Consider the following 24,837-nt stretch of genomic DNA (forward strand, 5'->3'; position numbering starts at 1 on the left):
CTCTACTCTCCTGCGCTGGACCGTTCCAGACGGAGCGTCAGGATCTGGAAGGGCCGCAGGGCGACGGCGACCGAATCGCCGTCGACAGAGACCTCGTCCTCCAGCGGTCGCTCCAGCAGGTCGGTGATCCGCGCGCCGGCGAGGGGGAAGCCCGTGTGCAGGGTGCCCTGGGCGCGGCCGCCGCTCGACTCGTAGAGGCGGACCACGACGTCGCCCGACTCGTCGTCGGCGAGCTTGACCGCCTCGACGGTGATGCCGTCGCCGTCCACGGAGACGAGCGGCTCCGGGGCGCCGCCCGAATCGGCCACCCGCAGCGGGAGGTTGAGGGCGTAGCCCTCGGCGACGGCGTCCTCGATGCTCGCGCCGGGCAGCAGCGAGTAGACGAAGCGGTGCCTGCCCTGGTCGGCGCCCGGGTCCGGGATGCGCGGGGCGCGCACCAGGCTGAGGCGGACCGTGGTCGTCGTGCCGCCGTCCTCGCGGACCGTGCGGGAGACGTCGTGGCCGTACGTCGAGTCGTTGATGACGGCGACGCCGTAGCCGGGCTCGGCGAGGTGCACCCAGCGGTGGCCGGAGACCTCGAAACGGGCCGCCTCCCAGCTGGTGTTGGTGTGCGTGGGCCGCTGGATGTGGCCGAACTGGATCTCGGCGGAGGAGTGGGCGGCCCGGATGTCCACCGGGAAGCCTGCCTTGAGGAACTTCTCGGCCTCGTGCCAATCGATGTCGGTCTCGAAGTCGATGCGGGGGCTGCCCGCGCGGACGGTGATCGTCTGCACGATCTTCGAGCCCTTGCCGAAGGACCGTTCCACGCGGATCGCGCCGAGCAGCGGGTCCTGCTCGACGACGGTGATGGAGTCGGCGTCGAGGAGGTCGGTGAAGCGGTTCTTGTAGTGCTTGTCGACGTCCCAGGCGTCCCAGTAGTTCGGGAGGTCGGTGTGCAGGCGCAGCAGGTTGCCCTGGTCCGCGAGGACTTCGCGGCCGCCGTGGCGCAGGTCGCGCACGGAGGCGAGGGTGCCGTCGTCGGCGAGTTCGACGCGGACGATGCCGTTGTCGAGGACGCGGTCGGTGACGGTCACCGCCTGCGGGACGTACTCGGCGGCCAGCGGGGCGCTGCCGTTCGCGGGGACCGTCGCGTACATCGGGACGCCGGTCGCCGTGCGGATGACCTCGGCGCGGTCGAAGGGGCTGGTGTTGAAGACGCGGGTACCGCCGCCGCCCAGCGCGGCCACGGCCGTTGCCGTCAGCTCCTCCAACTCCGTTGCCACGCGCGCGTATTCGGCCTCGGCCTCGCGGTGCACCCAGGCGATCGAGGAGCCCGGCAGGATGTCGTGGAACTGGTGCAGCAGCACCGTCTTCCACAGCTTGTCGAGCTTCTCGTACGGGTACGCGTAGCCCGGTGCGTGCAGCGCGGCCGTCGTCGCCCACAACTCGGCCTCGCGGAGCTTGTGTTCACTGCGCCGGTTGCCCTGCTTGGTGCGGGCCTGGGAGGTGTAGGTGGCGCGGTGGAGTTCGAGGTACAACTCACCGACCCAGACGGGAGCGTCCGGGTACTCTGCGCGCGCCTTGGCGAAGAACTCGTCGGGGTGCTCTACGACGACCTTCGGTGAACCCTCCAAGTCGGCGAGCCTGCGCGCCCGTTCCATGATCTCGCGGGTCGGACCACCGCCGCCGTCGCCCCAGCCGAAGGGGGCCAGGGAGCGGGTGGCGTTGCCCTTCTCCTGGTAGTTGCGGACCGCGCGGGACATCTCCTCGCCGCTGAAGCGGGCGTTGTAGGTGTCGACCGGCGGGAAGTGGGTGAAGATGCGGGTGCCGTCGATGCCCTCCCACCAGAAGGTGTGGTGGGGGAACTTGTTGGTCTGGTTCCAGGAGATCTTCTGGGTGAGGAACCACTCGTTGCCAGCGAGCTTGGCGAGCTGCGGGTAGGCCGCGTTGTAGCCGAAGGAGTCGGGCAGCCAGACGCCCTTGGTCTCGACGCCGAAGTGCTCGATGAAGAACCGCTTGCCATGGACGAGTTGGCGGGCGATGGCCTCGCCGCCGGGCAGGTTGCCGTCGGACTCGACCCACATGCCGCCGACCGGCGCCCACTGGCCGCGCTTGACGGACTCCTGGATGCGGGCCCACACCTGCGGGTAGTTGTCGCGCACCCACTCGTACTGCTGGGCCTGCGAGCAGGCGAAGACGAAGTCCTCGTACTCGTCCGCGAGGGACGTCACGTTCGAGAAGGTGCGGGACGTCTTGCGCTTGGTCTCGCGGATCGGCCACAGCCACGCCGAGTCGATGTGCGCGTGCCCGACACCGGAGATGACGTGCGCGCTGGCGTTGGCCGGCTTGGAGAGCACCGGCTTCAGCGCGGCCCGTACGTCGGCGGCCGTACCGGCGACGTCGTCCAGGTCGAGGAGGTCCAGGGCACGGTCGAGGGCGTGCATGATCTCGTGCCGACGGGGGTCGTGCTCGCCCAGTTCCAGCATCAGTTCGCGCAGCACCTGGACGTCGAGGTCGAGGTGGAAGACCTCCTCGTCGAGGACGGCGAGGTCGGCGCGGCGGAATGTATACAGTGGACGGTCGCCTGCCGTCAGTACATCACCGAGCGGCGTCGGCTCCGAGAAGTTGTTGGCGAGGATGTCGGGGTTGGAGGCCGCCTCGACCAGGTAGTCGATGACCTCGCCGCCGGTCGCCGGGTTGGCGATCGCCACGTACTGGTTGAGCGGGTTGACCGCCTTCAGCGGCGTCCCGTCCGCGAGGTGGACCAGCGCCTCGGCCTGATTGCCGGGCCAGTCGCCGACGAAGCCGAGGTCGATGACGGCCTCGACGCGCTTCCCGGCCCACTCCTCCGGTACCTGTCCGCGCATCCGGAACCAGGTGGTGCCCCAGGGCGGACCCCACGGGGTGTCCATCGCGAACGGCGCGTACGGCGCCGCCGCGGCCTCCTCGAAGGGGACCGGCTCACCCGGGGCCTGCCAGGCCTCGACCGTGAAGGGCGCGGTGGCCGCGTAGATCGCCGGCTTGATGCGCTGGTCATGGGCGCGCTGGACGCGCTCCTCGATCCGGCTGCGTTCGTCGTGCATGGGAGGTCTCCAGGGAACCAGGGAGCTGCTGAGAACTGGGGGAGCTGTCGAGAGCTTGGGGAAAGCGCTTACCGAAGAGTGCCTACTTAAGGTACGCCAGGCCCGGGTGGACCTCGGTGTAGCCCTCGACCAGCCTTCGCGCGACGTTCACGGAGTCGACCAGCGGGTGCAGCGCGAAGGCCTTCACCGCGGTCGTACGGGAGCCGTTCTCGGCCGCCGCGAGCACCTCGCGCTCGACGCCCTTGACCGCGCAGACCAGGCCGGTGGCGTGGTCGGGCAGCGGGGCCACGGCGACGGGGTGGGCGCCGTTGGCGTCGACCAGGCACGGCACCTCGATGACGGCGTCCGTGTCGAGGACGGACAGCGCGCCCTGGTTGCGGACGTTGAGGATCAGGGTGGTGCGCTCGTCGCGGGCGATGGCCCGCATCAGGGCGAGGGCGACCTTCTCGTAGCCGCCGGAGAGGTCGTCGGCGTCGCGTTCGCCGGCACCGGCCGTCTCGCGGTTCTCCGCCATGTAGGTCGCCTCGCGCTCGGCGCGGGTGCGGTCCCAGGCGGTGAGCGCAGCCGTGTCGGGGCGCTTCATCTCGTCGTAGAACTGGGCCTGTTGGTCGCGGAGGAACGCGCCGCGGGTCTTCTCGACCTCGCTGTAGGCGCGGACCGTCTCGCGGTTGAAGTAGTAGTAGTGCAGGTACTCGTTCGGGATGGCGCCGAGCGACTGGAGCCAGTCGGTGCCGAAGAGCTTGCCCTCCTCGAAGGAGCCGAGCAGGTCCGGGTCGGCGAGCAGGCGCGGGAGTTCGTCGCGGCCGGCGACGCGCAGGCCGCGTACCCAGCCGAGGTGGTTGAGGCCGACGTAGTCGATGAAGGCCTCGCGCGGGTTCGCGCCGAGCACCGTGGCGATACGGCGGCCGAGGCCGACCGGGGAGTCGCAGATGCCGATGACGCGGTCGCCGAGGTGGCGGGACATGGCCTCGGTGACCAGGCCCGCGGGGTTGGTGAAGTTGATGACCCAGGCGTCGGGGGCGAGGCGGGCCACGCGCCGGGCGATGTCGACGGCTACGGGCACGGTTCGTAGACCATAGGCAATACCGCCGGCGCCGACCGTCTCCTGGCCGAGGACGCCCTGCGCGAGGGCCACCCGCTCGTCGTTCGCGCGCCCCTCCAGGCCGCCGACGCGGATCGCGGAGAAGATGAAGTCGGCGCCGCGCAGGGCCTCGTCGAGGTCCGTTGTGGCGGTGACGGTGGGGGCGTCGGGCACGGTGGCGGCCTGTTCGGCCAGTACACGGGCTACCGCATACAGTCGACTGTCGTCGAGATCGTGCAGCACCACCTCGGTGACCCGGCCCTCGCCGCGGTCCGTCAGGAGTGCCCCGTACACGAGCGGCACCCGGAACCCGCCGCCGCCCAGAATCGTCAGCTTCACGCTTTCACCTTTCCTGCCACGACGACCTCGACGCCCGCTTCCTCCAGGGAGGAACGGGTCACCGGGTCGACCGGGGCGTTCGTCACCACCGCGTCCAGGTCCTCGGGACCGCACACCTTCGCCATCCCCGTCCCCGGGAACTTCTGCGCGTCGGCGAGCAGGACGACCTTGTCGGCGGCCTTGATCATGGCCCGTTTCACCGGCACCTCGACGACCGTCGTGTCCATCACCTGGCCGCCGGGCCGCACTCCGCTGGTGCCGAGGAAGAGCCAGTCGGCGTGCAGCTGGCGCAGGTTGTCCTCGGTGAGGAAGCCCACCAGGGAGCGGTACTCGCGCCGGACCATGCCGCCGAGCAGCACCAGTTCGATGCCCTCGTCGTCGGCCAGCTCCTCGTAGACCACGAGGTTGCTGGTGATCACGGTGAGCCGGCGGCCGTGCAGTTGGCGGGCCAGCCGGTAGGCGGTGGTGCCGATGTCGAGGAGGACCGACTGGCCGTCCGCGACCATCGCCGCGGCGCGCGCGGCTATCGCGTCCTTCTCTGCCACCCGCACCTCGGCGACCTCGGCGAAGGGCTGGTCGCCCTCGTCGGCCACGGCACCGCCGTGGACACGCGTGAGCAGTCCGTCCTCCTCCAGTTTGAGCAGATCACGCCTGATAGTGGCGGGGCTCACACCCAGCTGCTCGGAGAGATCGGTCACGGCCGCGGGGCCCCCTGAGCGCAGGGCCCGCAGGATGAGTTGATGTCGTCGTTCTGCCAGCACGTCGCGAACACTACTCGTCATCTTCAATCATTTCTATGCTCAGTTCTGCTTGGGTATTGACCAATCTCGTCGGGCGGCGCACGATTCCGGTCACCGAAATGAAGAGTTTTGACGAACTCTCCAGACGACGTGCCGACGAGAGGATGCGCGCGTGGACGACCCCCGGCCCGATGTGCTGCTGACCGGGCTGCTCTTCTACGACCTCGTCCTCACGGGGCTGGGGCAGCCGCCGACGCCGGGCGAGGAGATCTGGACGGCCGGCATGGGCTGCGGCCCCGGCGGCATCGCGAACCTCGCGGTCGCCGCGTCCCGCTTCGGCCTGAGGACCTCCCTGGCCACGGTCTTCGGCGACGACTTCTACGGCGCGTACTGCCATGAGGTCCTCGCCGGCCAGGAGGGCGTCGACCTCTCCCTGTCCCGCACCGCGAACGGCTGGCACACCCCCGTCACCGTCTCGCTCGCCCACGGCGACGACCGGGCGCTGGTCACCCACGGCCAGGAACCGCCGTACTCGCAGGACGTGCTGATGGGCGACCCGCCCGAGGCGCGCACCGCGCTGGTGCACCTGGAGGCCGAGCCGCGCGCGTGGCTCGCCAAGGCCTCCGCGAACGGCACCCAGATCTACGCCGACGTCGGCTGGGACCCCACCGAGCAGTGGTCGCGCGACCTGCTCGACCAGCTCGCCCTGTGCCACGCCTTCCTCCCGAACGAGGCCGAGGCGATGGCCTACACCCGCACCGACAGCGCGGTCGCGGCGCTCGGCACCCTCACCGAACTGGTGCCGGTCGCGGTGATCACGCGGGGCGGCGACGGGGCGATCGCCGTCGACCAGACGACCGGCGAGTACGCGGAGGTCCCGGCCCTGGCCGTCGATGTCCTGGACGCGACGGGCGCCGGTGACGTGTTCGGCGCGAGTTTCGTCGCGGCCTCGCTCGGCGGCTGGCCGCTGGAGGAACGGCTGCGGTTCGCGGTGCTCGCGGCCGGGCTGTCCGTCCAGCACCACGGCGGCGCGCTGGCGGCGCCCGGCTGGTACGGCGTCGACCGTTGGCTGCATACAGTCCGCGATCCCGAACTGCGGCGTGCGTACGGCTTCCTCGTAGACAGGATCCCGGCGGACCCCGGCCCGCCCGTCATGTACGCGCCCGTCACTCCCCCCGCACGGCAGTAGCCCTCCCCCACCCCGCAAGTCCCTTCCCAGTCCCCCCACTTGAGTCCCTCGTATGCACGACCCGAACAGATCGAACAGATCCGAAAGGCGGTGGGAGCTGTGCGGCTCTCACGAAGAGGCCTGCTCCGTGCGGGCCTGGCCGGTACGGCCGCCACGGCGCTCGGCGGCCTGACGTCCGGCTGCGCCGTTCCGACCGGTTCCACCGGCCGGAACATGGTCCTGTGGTACTGGGACGGCGGCCTCGGCGACACGGTCGTCAAGAACGCCAAGGCGCGTTACGACAGTACGGTCGACCTCCAGGCGATCAAGATCGGCGGCTACTACCGGTCCAAGCTGATCACCACGATGGCCGGCAAGGCCCACATCCCCGACATCGCCGGCCTCAAGGGCGAGGACATGGCGTCCTATCTGCCCAACGCCGACCAGTTCGTGGACCTCAGGACGCTCGGCGCGGACAAGTACAAGAGCCAGTACCTGACCTGGAAGTGGGAGCAGGGCATCGCCGACGACGGCACGATGGTCGGCTTTCCCATCGACTGCGGCCCGGTGGCGCACTTCTACCAGTACGCCGTCTTCCGCAAGGCCGGGCTGCCGTACGAACCGGCCGACGTGTCACAGGAGTTGAGCACCTGGGACAGGTTCTTCGCGGCGGGCGAGCAGCTCAAGAAGCGGATTCCCGGGACCTATCTGGTCACCGACGTCAACAGCATCTTCGAGAACGTGGTGAACCAGGGCAGCAAGCGGTACGTCGACAAGGACCGTCACTTCATCGGCGACCAGGAACACGTGCGTCAGGCCTGGGCGTTGGCGGTGGAGACCAAGCAGCGCAAGATCGTCTCGGATCTGGTCAGCGGCACACCGGACCAGCTCTCCGCCGTGCAGGACGGCAAGCTGCCCAGCCAGCTCAACGCCTCCTGGGCGACCAGCGACATCAAGACGGGCGTACCAAAGACCAAGGGGCGATGGCGAGTTGCCCAGATGCCGGTGCGGCCGGCCAACAACGGCGGCTCGTTCCTGTCGATCACCAAGGCGTGCCGCGAGCCCGAGCAGGCCTTCGCGATCATCAGCTGGATCCTCGACGCGGCCAACCAGGCCCAGGGTTTCGTCGACGCGGGCCTGTTCCCCTCCACCCCCGCCTCGTACGACCTGAAGTCGGTACGTGTGCCGGACCCGTTCTTCGGCGGCCAGGACACGATGGACATCTTCGGGCCGGCCGCGCAGAAGATCACGGTCGCCTACAACAGCCCGTTCGACATCGCGCTCGGGCAGCCCCTCAAGGACGAGATCAAGAACGTCGGTGTCCTCGGCAAGGACCCCAAGAAGGCCTGGAGTGACGCCATGAGCAAGTGCCGGCGCATCGCGGACCACCTGGGGGTGAGCTACTGATGGCCACCGCACTGGACAAGCCCCCTGCCGCCGTGGACAGTTCGTCCGCCACCTCGCGGCCCAGGAGCGGCTTCCGCAAGTACTGGCATCTGTATGCCGCGATCTCCCCGTTCTATCTGCTGTTCCTCTGCTTCGGGCTGATCCCGGTCGGCTTCTCGTTCTACCTCTCCCTGCACCGCTGGGACGGCCTCGGCTCCATGGAGTGGGCGGGTCTGTCGCAGTACAAGTACCTGTTGAGCGACACCGACTTCTGGAACTCGATCGGCAACACCCTCATCATCTGGGCGCTGGCGACGTTCCCCATGATCTTCCTCGCGATGATCACGGCCGTGATGCTCAACTCGGCGGTCCGCTTCAAGAACGTGTACCGCTTCGCCTACTTCCTCCCGAACGTCACCTCGGTGGTGGCGATCGCGATCGTCTTCGGCTCGGTGTTCTCCACCAACTTCGGCCTGGTGAACGCCCTGTTGCAGGCGGTGGGCATCGACCAGATCGCCTGGCTGAACACCCCGTGGGGCATCAAGATCGCCATCGCGACCCTGATGACCTGGCAGTGGACCGGCTACAACGCGATCATCTTCCTCGCCGGTCTTCAGACCATCCCGAGCGAGGTGTACGAGGCGGCCCGGATGGACGGCGCGGGACCGGTCCAAACGTTCTTCCGGATCACGCTGCCGATGATGCGGCCGGTGCTGCTGTTCGTGCTCGTCATCTCGACGGTCACGGGTCTTCAGAGCTTCTCCGAACCACAGGTGCTGCTCCAGAACACCTCCAACGACTCGACGTTCGCGGGCGGTCCGGGCCACTCCGGCCAGACGATGGTCCTGTACTTCTTCCAACAGACCTTCGACAACAACGACTTCGGTTACGGCGCCGCCGTGGCCTGGGGCATCTTCCTCGTCGTCATCATCTTCTCCATCGTCAACTGGCGCCTGGTGCAGCGCCGGGGCGAAGACTAGGGAGCCGGTCACCATGGCATTCTTCCAAGGCACACGGCGGCCGAAGGCGATCCGGGGCACCCGGAAGCGCGGCGTCGCCCTCCATGTCTCCCTGATCCTGGGCGTGTTGCTCTCGGCCTTCCCGTTCTACTGGGCCGTGATCATGTCGACGCACACCTCGTCGGAGATCTTCTCCTACCCGCCGAAGCTGCTGCCGGGCACGCACTTCCTGGAGAACGTGCGCAGCCTCTTCGACAACATCGACTTCTTCGGCTCGATGTTCAACTCGGTGCTCGTGGCGGGGTCGGTGACCTTCCTGGTCCTGTTCTTCGACTCGCTGGCCGCGTTCGTCTTCGCCAAGTTCCGGTTCCCCGGCAAGAACGTGATGTTCGCGCTGCTCATGGGCATCTTCATGGTGCCGGCGCAGCTCGCGGCCATCCCGCAGTTCGTCATCATGGCGAAGCTCGGCTGGATCGGCTCGATGACCGCGCTGATCGTGCCGGCGGCGGCCAACGCGTTCGGCATCTTCTGGATGCGCCAGTACATGAAGAGCGCGATCCACGACGAACTCCTCGACGCCTCCCGCATCGACGGCGCGAACTTCCTGCGCCAGTACTGGCACGTGGCCCTCCCGGTGGTCCGCCCGGGCCTCGCCTTCCTCGGCATCTTCACCTTCATGGGCCAGTGGAACGACTACGCCTGGCCCCTGATCGCCCTCACCAACCCGAACAACGTCACCCTCCAGGTGGCCCTGTCCCAGCTCAACGGCACCCACGGCACCACCGACTACGGAATGGTCATGACCGGCGCGCTCCTCGCCCTCGTCCCCCTGCTGATCGTGTTCGCGGTCGGCGCCAAGCAGATCATCGGCGACCTCGGCAAGGGAGCCATCCGCTGATGACCGACCCGCTGCTCGCGCTCCGCCCCTGGGAGTCACCCGAGGTGACCTCCTGGGGGCGGTTGCCCATGTCCGCCGTCGACCGTCGCGCCGGCGCCCGCTCCCTCGACGGCGACTGGCGCTTCCAACTGCTGCCCGCGCCCGACGCGCCTTTGGCGGACGTCTGGTCGTCCGCATACGTTCCGGGCGTATGGACCATGCAGGATACGGACGACCTCCCGCAGTACACGAACGTCCGTATGCCGTATGCGGAATTCCCTCCACAGTCGCCGGTCCACAATCCGACGGGTGTCTACGAGCGTGCGGTGGACGTCCCGGCCGACTGGGCCGGGCGGCGGATCGTGCTCCAGGTCGGGGCCGCCGAGAGCGTGCTGCTCGTGCACGTGGACGGGCGGCCCGTCGGGATCTCCAAGGACTCCCACCTCGCCGCCGAGTTCGACCTCTCGGACGTCGTATGGCCCGGCGGGCGGGCCACCGTACGGCTGACCGTGGTCAAGTGGTCGGACTCCTCGCACATCGAGGACCAGGACCAGTGGTGGCACGGGGGCATCACCCGCTCGGTGCTGCTGTACGCGACCGACCCGCTGCATCTCGCGGACGTGACCGTGCGGGCGTCCTACGACGGCGAGTTGCGGGTCGACTGCCAGGTGCGGGACGCGGGTGGCGCACTGCCCGCCGGGTGGTACCTCAGCGGTGATCTCGACGGTCACCTCCTCACCCAGGACGAGGAGTTCGACCGGTTCAACGCCGAGGACGACCGGGTCTCCGACTTCCTCGGCGAGGCCCGCATGCGCGCCACCGTGCCCAAGGTCCGCACCTGGAACGCCGAGACGCCCGAACTGTACGGCCTCACCGTCCGGCTGCACCGCGCCGACGGAACGGTCGCCGACTCGTCGTACCGGCGCATCGGTTTCCGTGACGTGGAGATCGTCGGGCGGGACCTGCTCGTCAACGGCGAGCGCGTGTACATCCGGGGCGTCAACCGGCACGACTTCCATCCGCTGACCGGCCGCACGGTGTCGTACGACGACATGCGCGCAGACGTGGTGCTGCTGAAGCGGTTCGGGTTCAACGCGGTCCGCACCGCGCACTACCCGAACGACCCGGCGCTCTACGACCTCGCCGACGAGCTGGGCTTCTACGTCGTCGACGAGGCGGACATCGAGTCGCACGACCACGCGCACGAGATCGCGGACGACCCGCGCTATCTGAACGCGTTCGTGGACCGGGTGTCGCGGATGGTGCTGCGGGACAAGAACCACCCCTCGGTCATCATCTGGTCGCTGGGCAACGAGTCCGACTACGGCGCCAACCACGACGCGGCGGCCGGCTGGGTCCGCCGCCACGACCCGACCAGACCGGTCCAATACGAGGGCGCGGCCAAGCGCGGCTGGGCCGACCCGGACCTCGCCTCCGACATCGCGTGTCCGATGTACGCGCCGCTGGAGGACTGTGTCACGCACGCGCTGTCCGGCGAGCAGACCAAGCCGTTGATCCAGTGCGAGTACTCCCACGCGATGGGCAACAGCAACGGAACCCTCGCGGCCCACTGGGCCGCCATCGAGTCAACCCCGGGTCTTCAGGGCGGCTTCATCTGGGAGTTCTGGGACCACGGGATCCTACAACGTGTGAGCGACGGAAGACCCACCGGCCGCGCGGGCGCCGGACTGTATGACAACGGTGTCGCCGCGCCCGGTCAACGCTGGGCGTACGGCGGTGACTTCGGCGAGTCGATCCACGACGGCGCGTTCATCGCGGACGGCGTGGTGTTTCCCGACCGCACGCCCAAGCCGGTCATGTTCGAGCACCGGGAGATCGCGGCGCCGCTGCGCATCGAGAGTTTCCGGCACGAGGGCATCGTCCTCGGCAACCACCAGCACTTCCGGGGCCTCGAATGGCTCACCGCCACCTGGGAGTTGGCCCTCGCGGACGGCCGTACGCTGACCGCTCCGGCCGAACTGCCCGCCCTGCACCCGGGCGAGACAGTGGCCGTGCCGTTGCCGTTCGAGCTACCGGAGGACGGCGGCGAGGCCTGGCTGACGCTGCGCGTGACGACGGCCGAGGACCAGGCGTGGGCACCGCGCGGCACGGACGTGTGCGCGCCCCAGGTGCGGCTTCGGGCGGCAACTCCCATGGCACCCCTGGTGGTTGGCGGCGGCCGGGTCGAGGTCGACGGCGAGGGCCTTCTCCTCCACCCGCTGTTGACGGTCGCCCCGACGCTGTCCCTGTGGCGGGCGCCCACCGACAACGACGAGTTGGGCGGCATGGCGGCGCGCTGGCGGACCTGGGGGCTCGATTCGCTGGTCCGCAAGGTCGTCTCGGTACGACGGGACGGCGAGCGAAGCGAGATGGGGGTCCCCCCGGCCGAAGGCTGGGGGAGGGTGACGACGGTCGCGGAGTACGCCGGGGCGGTCGGTGTGATCCGGCACTGTCAGGTGTTCACGCCGGTGGAGGGCGGGGTGCTGGTCGAGGAATCGGCCGAGCTGCCCGAGGAGTTCGTCGACGTGGCCCGGGTGGGCATCGTGTTCGAGACGGTGCCGGGGCTTGATCTGCTGGAGTGGTTCGGCCGGGGTCCCTGGGAGTCGTACCCCGACCGCAGCACGGGTGCGCCCGTGGGCCACCACTCGGTTCCCGTCGACGAGTTGTTCACTCCGTATCTGCGGCCGCAGGAGAGCGGTGGCCGGCACGGGGTACGGCGGTTCACGCTGTCGGCACCGGACGCCACCGGTCTCGCGGTCGACCTCGACGAGCCCCGCCAGGTCTCGGTGACCCGCCATCGCGCCGAGGACCTGACCGCCGCACGGCATCACGACGAGCTGGTGCCGCGCGCGTCCTGCGTGGTGCAACTCGACGCGGCGCACCGGGGGTTGGGCACGGCGTCGTGCGGCCCCGACACGTCACCGCAGTATCTCGTCCCGCCGGGTGTCCATCGCTGGAGCTGGACCCTGCGCGTTCTCTGAAATCACCGGCTGTGTACTGGCCGGCTTTGAGTCCGATGGCTTTGGGCCCGACGGCTTTTAACTCCCCAGCTTTCACGAGCACTTACCCGGTACGGAGCACACGTGTGTACGTCGCATGAGCACGAGTACGAGAACGACCAGTGCGAGACGGCCCAGGCCGGCGCCGGTCGGCGCAGTTTCCTGCGGGCGACCGCGCTGCTCGGCGCCGCCGCCACGGCGGGCGTCGCGCTGCCTGGCACCGCGGAAGCGGCACCCATCTCCGCGTCCACGACGGCGAGTTGGCGACCCGACACGGACAGCCACCGCTTCACTCTCGCGGTGATGCCGGACACCCAGTACCTCTTCGACGGGCCGAGCATCGACAAGGCGCCGATCGAGGCATCGCTGCGCTACCTCCTGGAGCACGGCAAGGACGAGAACATCGTGTTCCTGTCCCACCTGGGCGACCTGACGCAGAACGGCGCGAAGCCCGAATTCGCCGCGATCGGGGAGGCGTTCAGGCTGCTGGACCGGCGGGGCGTGGGCTACAGCGTGCTGGCCGGCAACCACGACGTGAACTCGTCGACCGACGACCAGCGCGGCACGTCGCCATACCTGGACACGTTCGGGCCGCAGCGCTTCAAGGGTGCGCGCACGTTCGGCGGTGCGTCCGCCGACGGTTACAACACGTACCACCTCTTCGAGGCGGCGGGCCGTGAGTGGATGGTGCTCGCGCTGGACTGGCGGCTGTCGGCGAAGGGGTACGCGTGGGCGAAGAGCGTCCTGGCCCAGCATCCGCACACGCCGGTGGTCCTGACGACACACGAGTTGGTCGTCGAGGACGATCAACTGTCGGACTACGGGCAGCAGTTGTGGGACCAGCTGATCGAGGACCACGACCAGATCTTCCTCACGCTCAACGGGCACTACTGGCCCGCGGGTCGGGCAACGCGCAAGAACGCGGCGGGGAATGACGTCCACCTTCACCTGACGAACTATCAGAACCGGTACTTCGGCGGCGCGGCGATGATCCGCCTCTACCGCTTCGACCTGGACCGCGGGGTCATCGACGTCGAGACGGTCTCCCCGTGGATCCTGGGCCGGGCGGCAAAGGGCCTCAACGAGTTGGAGCGGCAGGAGATCGAACTCAGCGGCGACGCCGACCGGTTCACCGTCGGCATCGACTTCGCGGACCGCTTCTCCGGCTTCGCCCCGGTCCCCGCCCGCCCGTCGCGTCCCGCCTCGAAGCTTCTCGTCCCCGGCACGGTGGCGTACTGGCGCTTCGACGGACACTCCGACGCCACGGCCGTCTCGGGCACCGTCCGCGACCAGTCGGGGCGCGGCAACGACCTCACCCTCGTCACGGTCGGCGGCGGCACCCTGAACTGGTCCTCGGACCACCACCCCGACCAACCCGGCCACGGAAGCCTGGAGTTCACGGGCTACAAGTCGCCGTTGAAGGGTGCGTATCTGCGCACGGTCGACGGTGCGCCCCTCAACTCGGCGACGTTCAAGCGGGGTTACACCGTCGAGACGTTCTACCGGTTGCCCGCCGACTGGGACCCCGATCACAACGCCTGGTCGGGGCTGGTCAGCCGGACCGGTACCGGTGGCGCCGCAGGCAAGACCGGGGACGACCCGGACGAGCCCCTCACCACGCTCTCGCTCTCCAACGACCGTGAACCGCAGTGGGCGGTACGGCCGTTGAACCAGGAGGGCATCGCCAGTAACTGGGGTCAGGAGACCCCGCTGGAGACCTGGTGGCACCTCGCCGTCGTCAACGACGGCAAGCACACCACGCTCTACGTCGAGGGCTGCCCGGTCGTGCGCAATCCGACGGCGACCGCCGTCGGCCTCACCTCGGTTGGGCTGCCCTGGCTGCTCGGCGGATACGAGTACGCCGGAAAGATCGACCAGATCCTGCACGGCCGGCTCGGCGACGTCCGGATCGTCGAGCGGGCGCTGCCCGTCACGTCGTTCATGAACCACTGACAGCCCTCCAGCCTCCAGAGGACTTCCGAACCATCATGACCGAGCAGCAGCTGCCCACCTGGGCCGATCCGTCCGTCTCCCCCGCCGCCCTCGACGCACAGGGCGTTTCCCGACGCCAACTCCTGCGCCGCGCGGGCCTGTTCGGCGCCGCGTTCACCCTCGGCACGGGCCCGCTCGCCACCTCCGCCTCGGCGGCCGAGCGCGGCTACGGCGGCAACGACCCGCGCCTCGCCTACCTCGTCGGCGACCATCACGTGCACTCCGTGTACAGCCACGACGCGAAGTACACGTTCTCCCAGCAGGCACAGGCCGCCGCGAAGTACGGCCTCGACTGGATGGTGTTCAACGAGCACTCCAACTTCGGACACGCCTCCTACGGCGCGAAGTTGGAGCACGCCGAGATACTCAAAGCGCGCGCCGAGAACCCCCGCCAGCTGATCTTCCAGGGCCTGGAGTGGTACATCCCGGCCGCCGAGCACTGCACCGTGTTCGCCGCACCCGGCCGCCACGAGGTCGATCTGCTCACCCGGTTCGAACTCGCCTACGACGGCAAGCTGTTGGGCTACGACAAGGGCGGCGTCGCCGACGCGGACACCGCCCGCAACGAGGCCCACGCCGTGAAGGCCATCAAGTGGCTGGCCGAGCAACGCCGTTCGGGCTACGTCGACGACGTCCTCGTCCTCGCCAACCACCCACTGCGCCTCGGCATCGACTCCCCGCACGAGATGCGGGGTTGGCGGGACGCTGCCCCCGAGATCATGATCGGCATGGAGGGCGCACCCGGCGCCCAGGGCGCGGCCCTCCCCGGCTGGCGCGGCGCCACGTCGATCCGGGGCGAGTACGAGAACAAGCCGTCGGCGCAGTCCTGGTCGGGCTATCCGACGGACGCCTATGTCACGTACGGCGGTTTCGACTGGGCGACGGCGACCGTCGGCGGGCTGTGGGACTCGATGCTGGCCGAGGGCCGGCTGTTCTCGATCACCACCAACTCCGACAACCACCGTACGGTCTACGACACTTGGGCCAACGGCGCCTGGCCCGACGGGCAGAACTTCGACAACACCGGCAAGCTGCCCGACCCGGTGCAGACCGACTCCCCGCAGCCCGGCAGCGACTTCTGGCCCGGCGAGTTCAGCCGCACCCATGTGGGCGTGACCCGCTACGGCTACCGCGAGGTGATGGCGGGGATGCGCGCGGGCCGGGTCTGGGTGGACCACGGGCATCTGCTGGACGGGCTCGACGTCCGCCTGAAGCGTGACCGCGACCACGGTCGGGGTGTCACCCTGGGCGGCCGGCTGCGGGTCCGCAAGGGCGACCGGCTCACGCTGAACATCACCGTGACGACCGCCTCGCGGCCCAACGCCCAGGGAATCCTGCCCGAGTTGGCGCATGTGGACGTGATCCGGGGCGCGGTGCGCGGCGCGGTGTCCGACCGGGACGCGTGGCGGGCACCGGACACGAAGGTCGTGCGTACGGCGGACGTCGGTGGCCGCAAGGGGACGTACACCCTGCGCATCCCGGTGACCGCCGGGGACGAGTCCTTCTATCTGCGGCTGCGCGGCAGCGACGGCAAGCGACACGGTACGGGCTACCTCGGCGCCTCGGTCGATCCGCACGGCCCGATCCCCCATGAGCCCGGCAACGGTGACCCGTGGGCCGACACATGGTTCTATTCCAACCCCATCTTCGTCGACCTGGCAGGTATCTGATGAAGCGTCAACTTACTGTCCTCGCTGGCTTATTGGGTGCTCTCACGCTCGGCGTGAGCACCTCCTCGGCCGCGGCGGCCACCACCTGGGTGGAGACCGGCACGGCGTACACCGGCAGCCTCGGCGGCGGTGAGGGCGTCGCCAGTCAGGCGGACGGCTCGCTGCTGTACCGCGGGCTGGCGTCCATCCCGCTGGATCTGCGCATCCAGGGCTGGAACCACATCGGCGACCCGGACATCGCGAACGGCTACGTCTTCGACGCCTACCAGGGCGCCGACACGGGCACGTCCAAGATGTTCACGGTCACCACGCCGTCGGGGACGCGCTACTCGTACGTCCACACGCTCGACTCGGGCGAGAAGATCAACAACTCGTTCGACGCGATCTCGCCCGACACGCAGTGGATGGTGTCGGGCGAGTGGGGCGACCAGTCCAGACTCCAGGTCTTCCCCACGCCCCTGCTCAACCCGTCGACTCCGGCGACGGGCGGGGCGCTGCCGCAGGCCGGGCAGATCACCCTGGACAAGACGGTGAACGACATCCAGGGCTGCGACTTCGTGACGGACACCCGCCTGGTGTGCGTCTCGGACGACGCGTCGGGGACCAGGTTCCCCGAGATCCGCCCGCTCCTCCAGGTCGACCTGCCCCACAAGCTGGACGGCCAGCCGATCACCGGCACGGTCACCAGCCTGTTCGCACTGCCCCAACGCAGCATCTGCACGGGCACGTTCGAGGCCGAGGGCATCGACTACGACGTGAACAGCGGCACGTTGCGCGCCGAGGTCGTCCAGCCGGGCGTGTGCGTGGTGTCGACCAGCGTCTACTCGTACAAACAACAGTAGACAAACGACGGTCGGCAGTCGGCAGTCAATCGTAGACAAGTCGCAGTGGACAAACGGCCGTAGACAAACGACCGTAGACAGTCTGCAAGTAGACAGACTGCAGTAGCCGCCGGTCAGGCGTAGAAGCGCGAGAGACTCTGCAGGACGGCGGCGGGCTTCGGTCCGCCGTCGATCTCGATCGTCCCGTCGACGGCGACCTGCACCCCGCCCGGCACGTCCTCGACCGAGGCGAGCTTCGCGACGAGCCGGATGCGCGACCCGACCTTGACCGGTGCGGGGAAACGCACCTTGTTCAGGCCGTAGTTGACCTTCGTCGACACGCCCTCGACGTCCAGCAGCTCGGTGAAGAGCGGGATGAAGAGGGAGAGGGTCAGATAGCCGTGCGCGATGGGCGCGCCGAAGGGGCCTGCCGCCGCCTTCTCCGGGTCGACGTGGATCCACTGGTGGTCGCCGGTCGCGTCGGCGAAGGTGTTGACGCGCTCCTGGGTGACCTCGATCCACTCGCTGGTGCCGAGGTCACTGCCCGCGAGCTTCTTGAGTTCGTCGAGGCCGTTCACGGTGATGCCCATATCGCGTTCCTTGGCTAAGAGTTGGTGCCGAAGCGCTTGCGCACCCGGGACTTGAGGAGCTTGCCGGAGGCGGTGCGCGGGAGTTCGTCCGCGACCACCATCGACTTGGGGATCTTGTACTTGGCGAGCCGGCCGGCCAGCGACGCGAGCACCTCGTGGGGGTCCGGTGTGGCGCCCTCGCGCGGCACGACGACCGCGCGCGGCACCTCGCCCCACTTGTCGTCCGCGACCCCGATGACCGCGCACTCGACGATGTCGGGGTGGGCGAGGAGCAGGTCCTCGATCTCGGCGGGATAGATGTTCTCCCCACCGGAGATGATCATGTCTTTCATACGGTCGACGATGTACACGTACCCGTCCTCGTCGGTCCGTGCCGCGTCCCCGCTGCGGAACCAGCCGTCGGCGAAGACCGCGGCCGTCTCCTCGGGCAACCCCCAATAACCGGGCATGACATGGGGCCCGCGCACCACGACCTCGCCGGTCTCGCCGACGTCGGCGGGCGTGAGGTCGGGCCGTACGACCCGTACGTCGCTGAAGAAGTGCGGCACACCCGCCGAACCCGCCTTGCTGACGGCGTGTTCGGCGTCCAGGAACAGGGTTCCGGGCGCGGCCTCCGTCATGCCGTAGCCCTGGAGGAAGGTCAGTCCGCGTTCCTGGTAGGCGGCGATCAGCGGGGACGGGACCGGGGAGCCGCCGCAGGTGAGGATGCGCAGCGAGGAGAGGTCGGCGTCGGCCCAACGGGGGTGCCGGGCCAGCTGGTCGAACATCGTCGGGACCCCGAACATGAAGGTGATCCGGTGCTGTTCGATCAGGTCGAAGGTGGCCGCCGGTTCGAAGGCCTCGACCAGGACGCAGGTGCCGCCCTTGAGCAGCACCGGCAGGGTGAGCATGTTCAGGCCGGCCGTGTGGAACAACGGGGCGGAGACCAGGGCGCGTTCGTCGGCGATCAGGTCGGTGTCGACGAGGACGTTGATCGCGTTCCAGGCCAGGTTGCCGTGGGTGAGCATGGCGCCCTTGGGGCGGCCGGTCGTGCCCGAGGTGTACATGATGATGCAGGTGTCGTCGGCCGTGACGGGCTCGTCGATCGGCTCGTCGGAGGCCGCGGCGAGCAACTCCTCGTATTCCGGGCCGACTTCGAGGTACGTACGGACGTCGGTGCTGCCCGGCAGTCCGGCGACGAGGCCGGCGTGTGTCGGGCCGTAGACGAGGATCTTGGCGCCGGAGTCGGTGAGTTGGTGGGCGATCTCGGGGCCGACGAGGCGGGTGTTGAGGGGGACGAAGACCGCGCCGAGGATGCCGGCCGCGAACAGGGTCTCCAGGTAGGAGGGGTGGTTGGGGCCGAGGTAGGCGATGCGGTCGCCGCGGCGGACGCCTCGGGCGCGCAGGGCGTGGGCGAGGCGGGTGGTTCGTGTATGCAATGTGCCGTAGTCCGTCGACGAACCGTTGCCGTGCGTCGGCGGACCACTGTGGACTGTCGACGAACTACCGTGGTCCGTCGACGATCCGCCGCCGACCGTAGACGATCCGCCGTGGACCAGAGCCGTGCGGTGCGGGGTCTTGCGGGCCCGGCGTGCGGGCCAGGACCCGAGTCCCTCGTTGCGCATCCGGTGCCCCTTACGTCAGTCCGAGCAGGCGGGCGGCGTTCTCCTTGAGGATCTTCGGCTTGACCTCGTCCTTGATCGGCAGCTTCTCGAAGTCGGCGAGCCAGCGGTCCGGGGTGAGGACGGGGTAGTCGGAGCCGAAGAGGACCTTGTCCTTCAGCAGGGTGTTGGCGTACTGCACCAGTTGCGGCGGGAAGTACTTCGGGGACCAGCCGGACAGGTCGATGTGCACGCCCGGCTTGTGGGTGGCGACGGCGAGTGCCTCGTCCTGCCAGGGGAAGGACGGATGCGCCAGGATGATCTTGAGGTGCGGGAAGTCGACGGCGACGTCGTCCACGTGCAGGGGGTTGGAGTACTTCAGGCGGATGCCGCCGCCCCCCGGCACTCCCGCGCCGATGCCCGTCTGGCCCGTGTGGAAGAGGGCGATGGTGCCGGTCTCCTCGATGACCTCGTAGAGGTCGTAGGCCACCGACCGGTCGTTGGGGAAGAAGCCCTGGATGTTGGGGTGGAACTTGAAGCCCTTGACCCCGTACTCCTCGACCAGCCGCCGCGCCTGCTTCACGCCCGCCCGACCCCGGAACGGGTCGATGGACGCGAAGGGGATGAGCACGTCGGCGTTGGCGGCGGCGGCCTCGGCGACCTCCTCGTTCGGGACGGGCTCGGTGCCGGTCGCGGACTCGGCGTCGACCGTGAAGATCACCGCGGCCATTCTCCGCTCGCGGTAGTACGCGGCGGTCTCCTCCAGCGTCGGCTTCCGCTTGCCCTCGACCTTGAAGTAGGCGGAGGAGGCGTCGTGCAGGTCGTCGTCCAGGGAGGAGTGGCCCTTGGAGGACACCTCGGCGTGGGTGTGGACGTCGATCGCCACGATGTCGCCGATGTCCATGGCGCGTTCGCCGACGTTCGTGGGGGGTGTCATCACGCCTCCGGCAGCTTCGGTGCGGGGATGCCGACCGACTGGAGTTCGGCGCCGACCGAGGTGGGGAAGGCGTCGGCCAGGGTGTCAGGGGTCCAGCCGCCGTCGGCGTAGGCCGCGCTGATCTCCTGCGGGTGGGACCAGAGTGCCACCTTGTCGCCGCCGATGCCGATGGCCTGGCCGGTGATGCCGCGCGCGGCCTCGGAGGCGAGGAACGGGACGAGGGCGGCGCAGTCCTCGGGGGTGCCGAAGCCCTCGCCCTTGCGGAGGAAGTCGGGCAGCGGGTCGCCGTTCTTCATGGCCTCGATGTACGGGGCGAACGCGGGGATCGTCTCGGTCATGGCGGTCGCGGCGACCGGCACGATCGCGTTGACGGTGATGCCCGCGCGGCCTAGTTCCATCGACCAGGTGCGGGCGAAGGCGGCGATGCCGGCCTTGGCGGCCGAGTAGTTGGTCTGGCCGAAGTTGCCGCGCTGGCCGGCCGGCGAGCCGACCAGGATCAGGCTGCCGCCCTCGCCCTGCTCGCGCATCCGTACGGCGGCGGCGCGGGCGCAGGTGAAGGTGCCCTTGAGGTGGGTGGTGATCACCGCGTCGAAGTCCTCGTCGGTCATCTTCCACAGCACCTTGTCGCGCAGGATGCCGGCGTTGGTGACCAGGACGTCGAGCCGCCCGAACTCCTCGACGGCACGGTTCACCAGCCGCTCGGCGGCCTCCGTCGTACCGACCGGGACCACCTCGGCGACGGCGGTGCCGCCCGCCTCGGCGATCGACTTCACGGCCTGCTCGGCCACCGCCTCGTCGATGTCGTTGACGACCACGGACGCGCCGTGGGCGGCCAGGGCGTGCGCGTAGGCGAGGCCGAGGCCCCGGCCGCTGCCGGTGACGACGGCGACCTTGCCGGTCAGATCGATGCTGGGCACGAGCGGATCCCTTCACACGGCGATACGGCTGCGAGCCGCGCCGGGGTCTGAACACACCGGGGTGCGGCTACGAGATCGAAGCTAAGAGCAATAATTGTTGACGTCAATAGTTGTTGCCGATGGACCATGTGCGTCACACTGGCTCCGAACCACCGCACGCCCCGCCCGGGGCCTCGACCCAGGGAGCCCGCCATCGCCCGTCAGCCGCACGCCGCGAACCCTCCGATCGACGCGCACGAGCCGTGGATGCGCGGGCTGCACGCGGACACGGGCTACCTCATGTACCGGCTGGGCCTGCGTTCCGGCCAGCTCTTCAACACGTTCCTCCAGGAGTCGGGCCTGCGCCTGCGCCACTACGCGCTGCTCCGCTTCCTGGCCACGTCCGAGGGCGCCCTCCAGCGCGAACTGAGCACCCGGCTCGGCTACGACCCGAGCGCGATCGTCGGCCTGGTCGACGACCTGGAAAAGCTCGGGTTCGCCGAGCGCCGCCCTTCCCCCGACGACCGCCGCAGCCGCATCGTGGTCCTGACGGCGGACGGCCGCGGCTTCCTGCGCGACACGGACGAGGCGGGCCTGCGCGTCACGAACGAACTGCTGGGCCCGCTCGACGCGACCGAGCGCGAGACCCTGCACACCCTGCTGCAACGGGTCGCCGAGGACGGACTGACCTGACACCGGACGGAGGCCCGGCCATGACGACCACCCGGTCCGCGACGAGCACCGGTTCCGCGACGGCCACGCGCGCGGCGACGCCCACCGAGTCCGCGCCCACCGGACGGTCGGCGACGCCCCCTGAGCCCGCGCCCGTCACGCGCTCCTCGAAGATCCCCCGGTCGGCGGCGCCCGCCACCCGCTCCGCGCCCGACCGGCTGCTCGCCGTGCTCGCCGCCTTCGACCACGCGCACACGGCCCTGTCCCTGTCCGACATCAGCCGCCGCGCCGGCCTCACCCTGACCACCGCCCACCGCCTCGCGGGCGCCCTCACCGAGTGGGGCGCGCTGGAACGGGACGCGTCGGGGACGTACCACGTGGGCCTACGGCTGTGGGAGATCGCGGCGCTCGCGCCCCGCGGCCTCGCCCTGCGCCAACTCGCCCTCCCGTACCTGGAGGACCTGTACGAATCGACGCACGAGAACGTGCAGTTGGCGGTGCGGGACGGTACGGAGGTCGTCTACACCGAGTGGATCTCGGGCCGTTCGGCGGTCGGCGTACACATCCAGGTCGGCGCCCGCTGGCCCCTGCACGCCACGGGCGTGGGCCTCACCCTGCTGGCCCACGGCGACCCGGACTTCCAAGAGGCCTACTGCGCCGGTCCGTTGGCGTCGTTCACGCCGTACACGATCACCGATCCGCTACGACTGCGCCGGGTACTGGCCGAAGTCCGGCGCACCGGCGTCGCGGTGAGTACCCGTCAGATCACGGACGACGCCCTGTCGGTGGCGGCTCCGGTGCACGGGCCGGGCGGTGCGGTGGTCGCGGCGGTGTCGGTGGTGGTGCCTCAAGTGGACGCGCAGGTACCGGCGTTGATCCCGGCGGTGCGGCTCGCGGCGCGTGGGATATCCCGGGCGTCGGGGTGGCGGCCGGAGGCGTGACGGCGTCGTCCTCGACCCGGCCCGGACATTCCCCTCACCGGTGAGGTCAGGTCCGCGGGGCCTCGCGCTGCTCGAACGGCGGGTCCCGGCGCTCCGGGGCCCGCCGACCTGTCATGCGGCGATCAGCAGGAAGCCACCCAGCGGTGGGAGCGGATCTTGACGTTGAAGTTCGACGAGTAGCCACCGTCCTGCACGAAGCAGTAGTGGCTGCCGGTGTAGTTGGCGCCGGTGTAGAGAGCGACGTAGTTGTACGCGGACGACGTGCCGAGGTTGTAGACCGACCCGACGTTCTGGGTGTCGGACCACGAACACTGGACGTCTCCGCCCCACCAGTCCGGGTCGGCGTTGGACCACGAGCACACGGAGCCCGTGCCGTTGATACCGCTGTAGACACACACATGGCCGCTGGTGCACGCCCACGCCTGCGCCGAGGCACTCGCGGAACTCGGTGCGATCAAACCCAGGGCGGCCATGGCGAAGGTGATCGCCGCGGCGACGAGGGCCATGCGGCTCCGGCGGCGGGGGCGACTGGACCTGCGGTCGTGCTCCTGCTCGTACGAGGACATCCCGAGCCTTTCCTGTGGAGGGTGGAGGGCGCCAACTGGCCTGCTGCTGGCGGGAATTCATGTTCCTGGTCCGGGTATGTCGGTGTCATGCTCATGTGAGTGCCCTGACACTTCGCAGGTCGACGACAGGGGCCCACGGAGAAACGGATGCTCCGCTTTCATTTCACGCCCGAGGACCTCATCAAGGTCAGAGTGGCGACCGAGCCTCATGCGCTCTGGGAGATCGCGGCCAGTCTGCACCGGCTCCAGACCCGTGAGGGCCGCTGGGCCTACGCGCCCTGGTTCCACGACGCGTGCGGCTCGTTGCGGCGGGCCGGGCTCGACCGTGCGGTGAAGACCTTCCTGGTGCCGCTCTTCCCGCGCGCCAGCTACTTCCCCGACTTCCTGACGCCTCCGGAGGGCACCCAAGGACTGGACGCCGGGCTGAAGGCCGTTCTGGCGACGCCGTACGAGCAGGTCATGGGAGAGGTCGGCACACTCGACCGGGGCGTCGGTGCCCCGGCCTGGGCGCGCCGTCTCGCCGAGCGGGACATGCGCGAGCAACTCGTGGACACCCTGCGCGCCTACCACCGCGCGGTGATCGCCCCGCACGAGGAGCACATCCAGGAACGGCTGCACGCGGAGCGGGCCCGGCACGCCCACACCCTGTTCCACGCCGGGACCGAGGGCATGCTGTCCGGACTGGGACCCACGATCCACTGGCGGGCGCCGGTCCTGGAGATCGATCCCTATCCGGACCACCGAGACGTCCACCTCGACGGGCGGGGGCTGCTCCTGATCCCCTCCCACTTCTGCTGGCACACGCCCATCGCCCTGGCCGACTCCGGGCTCCCGCCCGTTCTGCTCTACGCCCTCCACCACCTGCCGGCGAGACGCTCCCCCACCGGTTCCCCCTCGCTGAGCGGGCTGCTCGGCCCCACCCGCGCCGCCATCCTGAGGGCCAGCGCGACCGGCTCCACCACCACCGAGGCCGCCCGCCGCGCCGGTGTGACACCCACGACCGCGAGCCATCACACGGCGGTCCTGCGCGACGCGGGCCTGATCACCAGCCACCGCCACGCCAACACGGTCCTGCACACCCTGACCCCGCTCGGCGCCGCCCTGCTGCGAACGGGGCCCGGCGGCGAGCGCTGACTCCTCGACTTACTTACCGGCGGCGGGAGTTCCTCCCCCGCACGAGCGATCGACGGATGCTGCCGGTTCCGGCGACGAGGGCTCCGCGTGGGCGCCGGGGCTGGGGGGCGACCGGTTCGGGTGGCGTGAAGTGGGCCTCCCGGAGCGGGAGTTGGCGAGCGGGTGACTGAACTACTTGTTCTCGCCCGGCTTTCCGACGTGGTCGCCGTAGCCGGCGGTGTCCTCCCCGGGTTTGGCCGAGGCGTTGGGGGTGGATGTGGATGTGGATGTGGAGGTGGAAGCGGGCGGCATGTGATCGCCGCCGTCTCCGGACTTGCCGGTCGCGCCGGAGGCGTTGAGCTGGAAGGCGAAGAGGAGTGCGGCCACGGCGAGGGTGGCGGTGAACCAGAGGGTGATGCGTCGCATGTGTGCTCCTGTTGCTGACGGG

20 protein-coding genes are annotated in these 24,837 nt (G+C 69.5%); 11 read left to right on the forward strand and 9 right to left on the reverse strand.

Annotated features, from left to right (window positions below; translation table 11 throughout):
* Positions 1 to 2 precede the first annotated feature (2 nt).
* From OG194_RS07080 to OG194_RS07090, 3 genes are all read right to left on the reverse strand, one after another.
* Positions 3 to 3,062, reverse strand: coding sequence for an alpha-mannosidase (locus OG194_RS07080; RefSeq protein WP_327399986.1), 3,060 nt, complete (start codon positions 3,060 to 3,062; stop codon positions 3 to 5).
* An 82-nt stretch (positions 3,063 to 3,144) separates the two neighbouring features.
* A complete protein-coding gene (locus tag OG194_RS07085; protein ID WP_317771040.1) occupies positions 3,145 to 4,482 on the reverse strand; it encodes a 6-phospho-beta-glucosidase in 1,338 nt (445 codons plus the stop codon).
* Positions 4,479 to 5,243 carry a DeoR/GlpR family DNA-binding transcription regulator gene (locus OG194_RS07090; protein WP_019058991.1) on the reverse strand — a complete coding sequence of 255 codons (765 nt, stop codon included), beginning with the start codon at positions 5,241 to 5,243 and terminating at the stop codon, positions 4,479 to 4,481. Before OG194_RS07090 ends, OG194_RS07085 begins: the two co-directional genes overlap by 4 nt.
* Before the next feature lie 151 nt (positions 5,244 to 5,394).
* Between OG194_RS07090 and OG194_RS07095 the strand changes: the two genes are divergently transcribed.
* The 8 genes from OG194_RS07095 (at position 5,395) to OG194_RS07130 (ending at position 17,115) form a co-directional block, all read left to right on the forward strand.
* Positions 5,395 to 6,411, forward strand: coding sequence for a carbohydrate kinase family protein (locus tag OG194_RS07095; RefSeq protein WP_327399987.1), 1,017 nt, complete (start codon positions 5,395 to 5,397; stop codon positions 6,409 to 6,411).
* Positions 6,412 to 6,510: 99 nt separating this feature from the next.
* Entirely contained in the window at positions 6,511 to 7,797 is a 1,287-nt protein-coding gene (locus tag OG194_RS07100) for an ABC transporter substrate-binding protein (RefSeq protein ID WP_327399988.1), read from the forward strand.
* Positions 7,797 to 8,756 (forward strand): carbohydrate ABC transporter permease, encoded by a 960-nt coding sequence (locus OG194_RS07105; RefSeq protein WP_327399989.1) that lies wholly within the window; start codon positions 7,797 to 7,799, stop codon positions 8,754 to 8,756. The genes OG194_RS07100 and OG194_RS07105 overlap by 1 nt, the downstream gene beginning before the upstream one ends.
* A gap of 13 nt (positions 8,757 to 8,769) precedes the next feature.
* The gene (locus OG194_RS07110) at positions 8,770 to 9,633 is read left to right on the forward strand and encodes a carbohydrate ABC transporter permease (RefSeq protein ID WP_327399990.1); all 864 of its coding nucleotides are present in this window, start codon (positions 8,770 to 8,772) and stop codon (positions 9,631 to 9,633) included.
* The gene (locus OG194_RS07115) at positions 9,633 to 12,593 is read left to right on the forward strand and encodes a glycoside hydrolase family 2 TIM barrel-domain containing protein (RefSeq protein ID WP_327399991.1); all 2,961 of its coding nucleotides are present in this window, start codon (positions 9,633 to 9,635) and stop codon (positions 12,591 to 12,593) included. The genes OG194_RS07110 and OG194_RS07115 overlap by 1 nt, the downstream gene beginning before the upstream one ends.
* 102 nt (positions 12,594 to 12,695) lie before the next feature.
* Positions 12,696 to 14,564, forward strand: a complete 1,869-nt coding sequence (locus OG194_RS07120; RefSeq protein ID WP_327399992.1) for a LamG-like jellyroll fold domain-containing protein — start codon at positions 12,696 to 12,698, stop codon at positions 14,562 to 14,564.
* 35 nt (positions 14,565 to 14,599) lie between these two features.
* Positions 14,600 to 16,273 (forward strand): PHP domain-containing protein, encoded by a 1,674-nt coding sequence (locus OG194_RS07125; protein ID WP_327399993.1) that lies wholly within the window; start codon positions 14,600 to 14,602, stop codon positions 16,271 to 16,273.
* A complete protein-coding gene (locus tag OG194_RS07130; protein WP_327399994.1) occupies positions 16,273 to 17,115 on the forward strand; it encodes a hypothetical protein in 843 nt (280 codons plus the stop codon). The genes OG194_RS07125 and OG194_RS07130 overlap by 1 nt, the downstream gene beginning before the upstream one ends.
* 113 nt (positions 17,116 to 17,228) lie before the next feature.
* On the opposite strand, the gene OG194_RS07135 is transcribed toward OG194_RS07130, so the two are convergent.
* From OG194_RS07135 to OG194_RS07150, 4 genes are read right to left on the reverse strand one after another with little or no spacing between them, the layout of a single operon-like run.
* Positions 17,229 to 17,684, reverse strand: coding sequence for a MaoC family dehydratase (locus OG194_RS07135; protein WP_327399995.1), 456 nt, complete (start codon positions 17,682 to 17,684; stop codon positions 17,229 to 17,231).
* Positions 17,685 to 17,698: 14 nt separating this feature from the next.
* On the reverse strand, positions 17,699 to 19,288 hold the full coding sequence (locus OG194_RS07140) for an acyl-CoA synthetase (RefSeq protein ID WP_327399996.1): 1,590 nt from the start codon (positions 19,286 to 19,288) through the stop codon (positions 17,699 to 17,701).
* Between the two features lie 10 nt (positions 19,289 to 19,298).
* Positions 19,299 to 20,168: an amidohydrolase family protein gene (locus OG194_RS07145; RefSeq protein WP_327407000.1), complete on the reverse strand. Its 870-nt coding sequence runs from the start codon at positions 20,166 to 20,168 to the stop codon at positions 19,299 to 19,301.
* 32 nt (positions 20,169 to 20,200) lie between these two features.
* Positions 20,201 to 21,118 carry an SDR family NAD(P)-dependent oxidoreductase gene (locus OG194_RS07150; RefSeq protein WP_327399997.1) on the reverse strand — a complete coding sequence of 306 codons (918 nt, stop codon included), beginning with the start codon at positions 21,116 to 21,118 and terminating at the stop codon, positions 20,201 to 20,203.
* Positions 21,119 to 21,364: 246 nt separating this feature from the next.
* On the opposite strand from OG194_RS07150, the gene OG194_RS07155 reads away from it, so the two are divergent.
* The gene (locus OG194_RS07155) at positions 21,365 to 21,790 is read left to right on the forward strand and encodes a MarR family winged helix-turn-helix transcriptional regulator (RefSeq protein WP_200687367.1); all 426 of its coding nucleotides are present in this window, start codon (positions 21,365 to 21,367) and stop codon (positions 21,788 to 21,790) included.
* 20 nt (positions 21,791 to 21,810) lie between these two features.
* The gene (locus OG194_RS07160; RefSeq protein WP_327399998.1) at positions 21,811 to 22,710 is read left to right on the forward strand and encodes an IclR family transcriptional regulator; all 900 of its coding nucleotides are present in this window, start codon (positions 21,811 to 21,813) and stop codon (positions 22,708 to 22,710) included.
* Positions 22,711 to 22,832: 122 nt separating this feature from the next.
* On the opposite strand, the gene OG194_RS07165 is transcribed toward OG194_RS07160, so the two are convergent.
* Positions 22,833 to 23,276: a peptidase inhibitor family I36 protein gene (locus tag OG194_RS07165; protein WP_327399999.1), complete on the reverse strand. Its 444-nt coding sequence runs from the start codon at positions 23,274 to 23,276 to the stop codon at positions 22,833 to 22,835.
* A 147-nt stretch (positions 23,277 to 23,423) separates the two neighbouring features.
* Between OG194_RS07165 and OG194_RS07170 the strand changes: the two genes are divergently transcribed.
* Complete coding sequence (locus OG194_RS07170; protein ID WP_327400000.1) at positions 23,424 to 24,410, forward strand: ArsR/SmtB family transcription factor; 987 nt, start codon at positions 23,424 to 23,426, stop codon at positions 24,408 to 24,410.
* A gap of 171 nt (positions 24,411 to 24,581) precedes the next feature.
* On the opposite strand, the gene OG194_RS07175 is transcribed toward OG194_RS07170, so the two are convergent.
* Entirely contained in the window at positions 24,582 to 24,815 is a 234-nt protein-coding gene (locus OG194_RS07175) for a hypothetical protein (RefSeq protein ID WP_327400001.1), read from the reverse strand.
* Positions 24,816 to 24,837: the final 22 nt, after the last annotated feature.

Origin of the sequence: Streptomyces sp. NBC_01288 (assembly GCF_035982055.1) — a bacterium.
Taxonomy (GTDB): Bacteria; Actinomycetota; Actinomycetes; order Streptomycetales; family Streptomycetaceae; genus Streptomyces.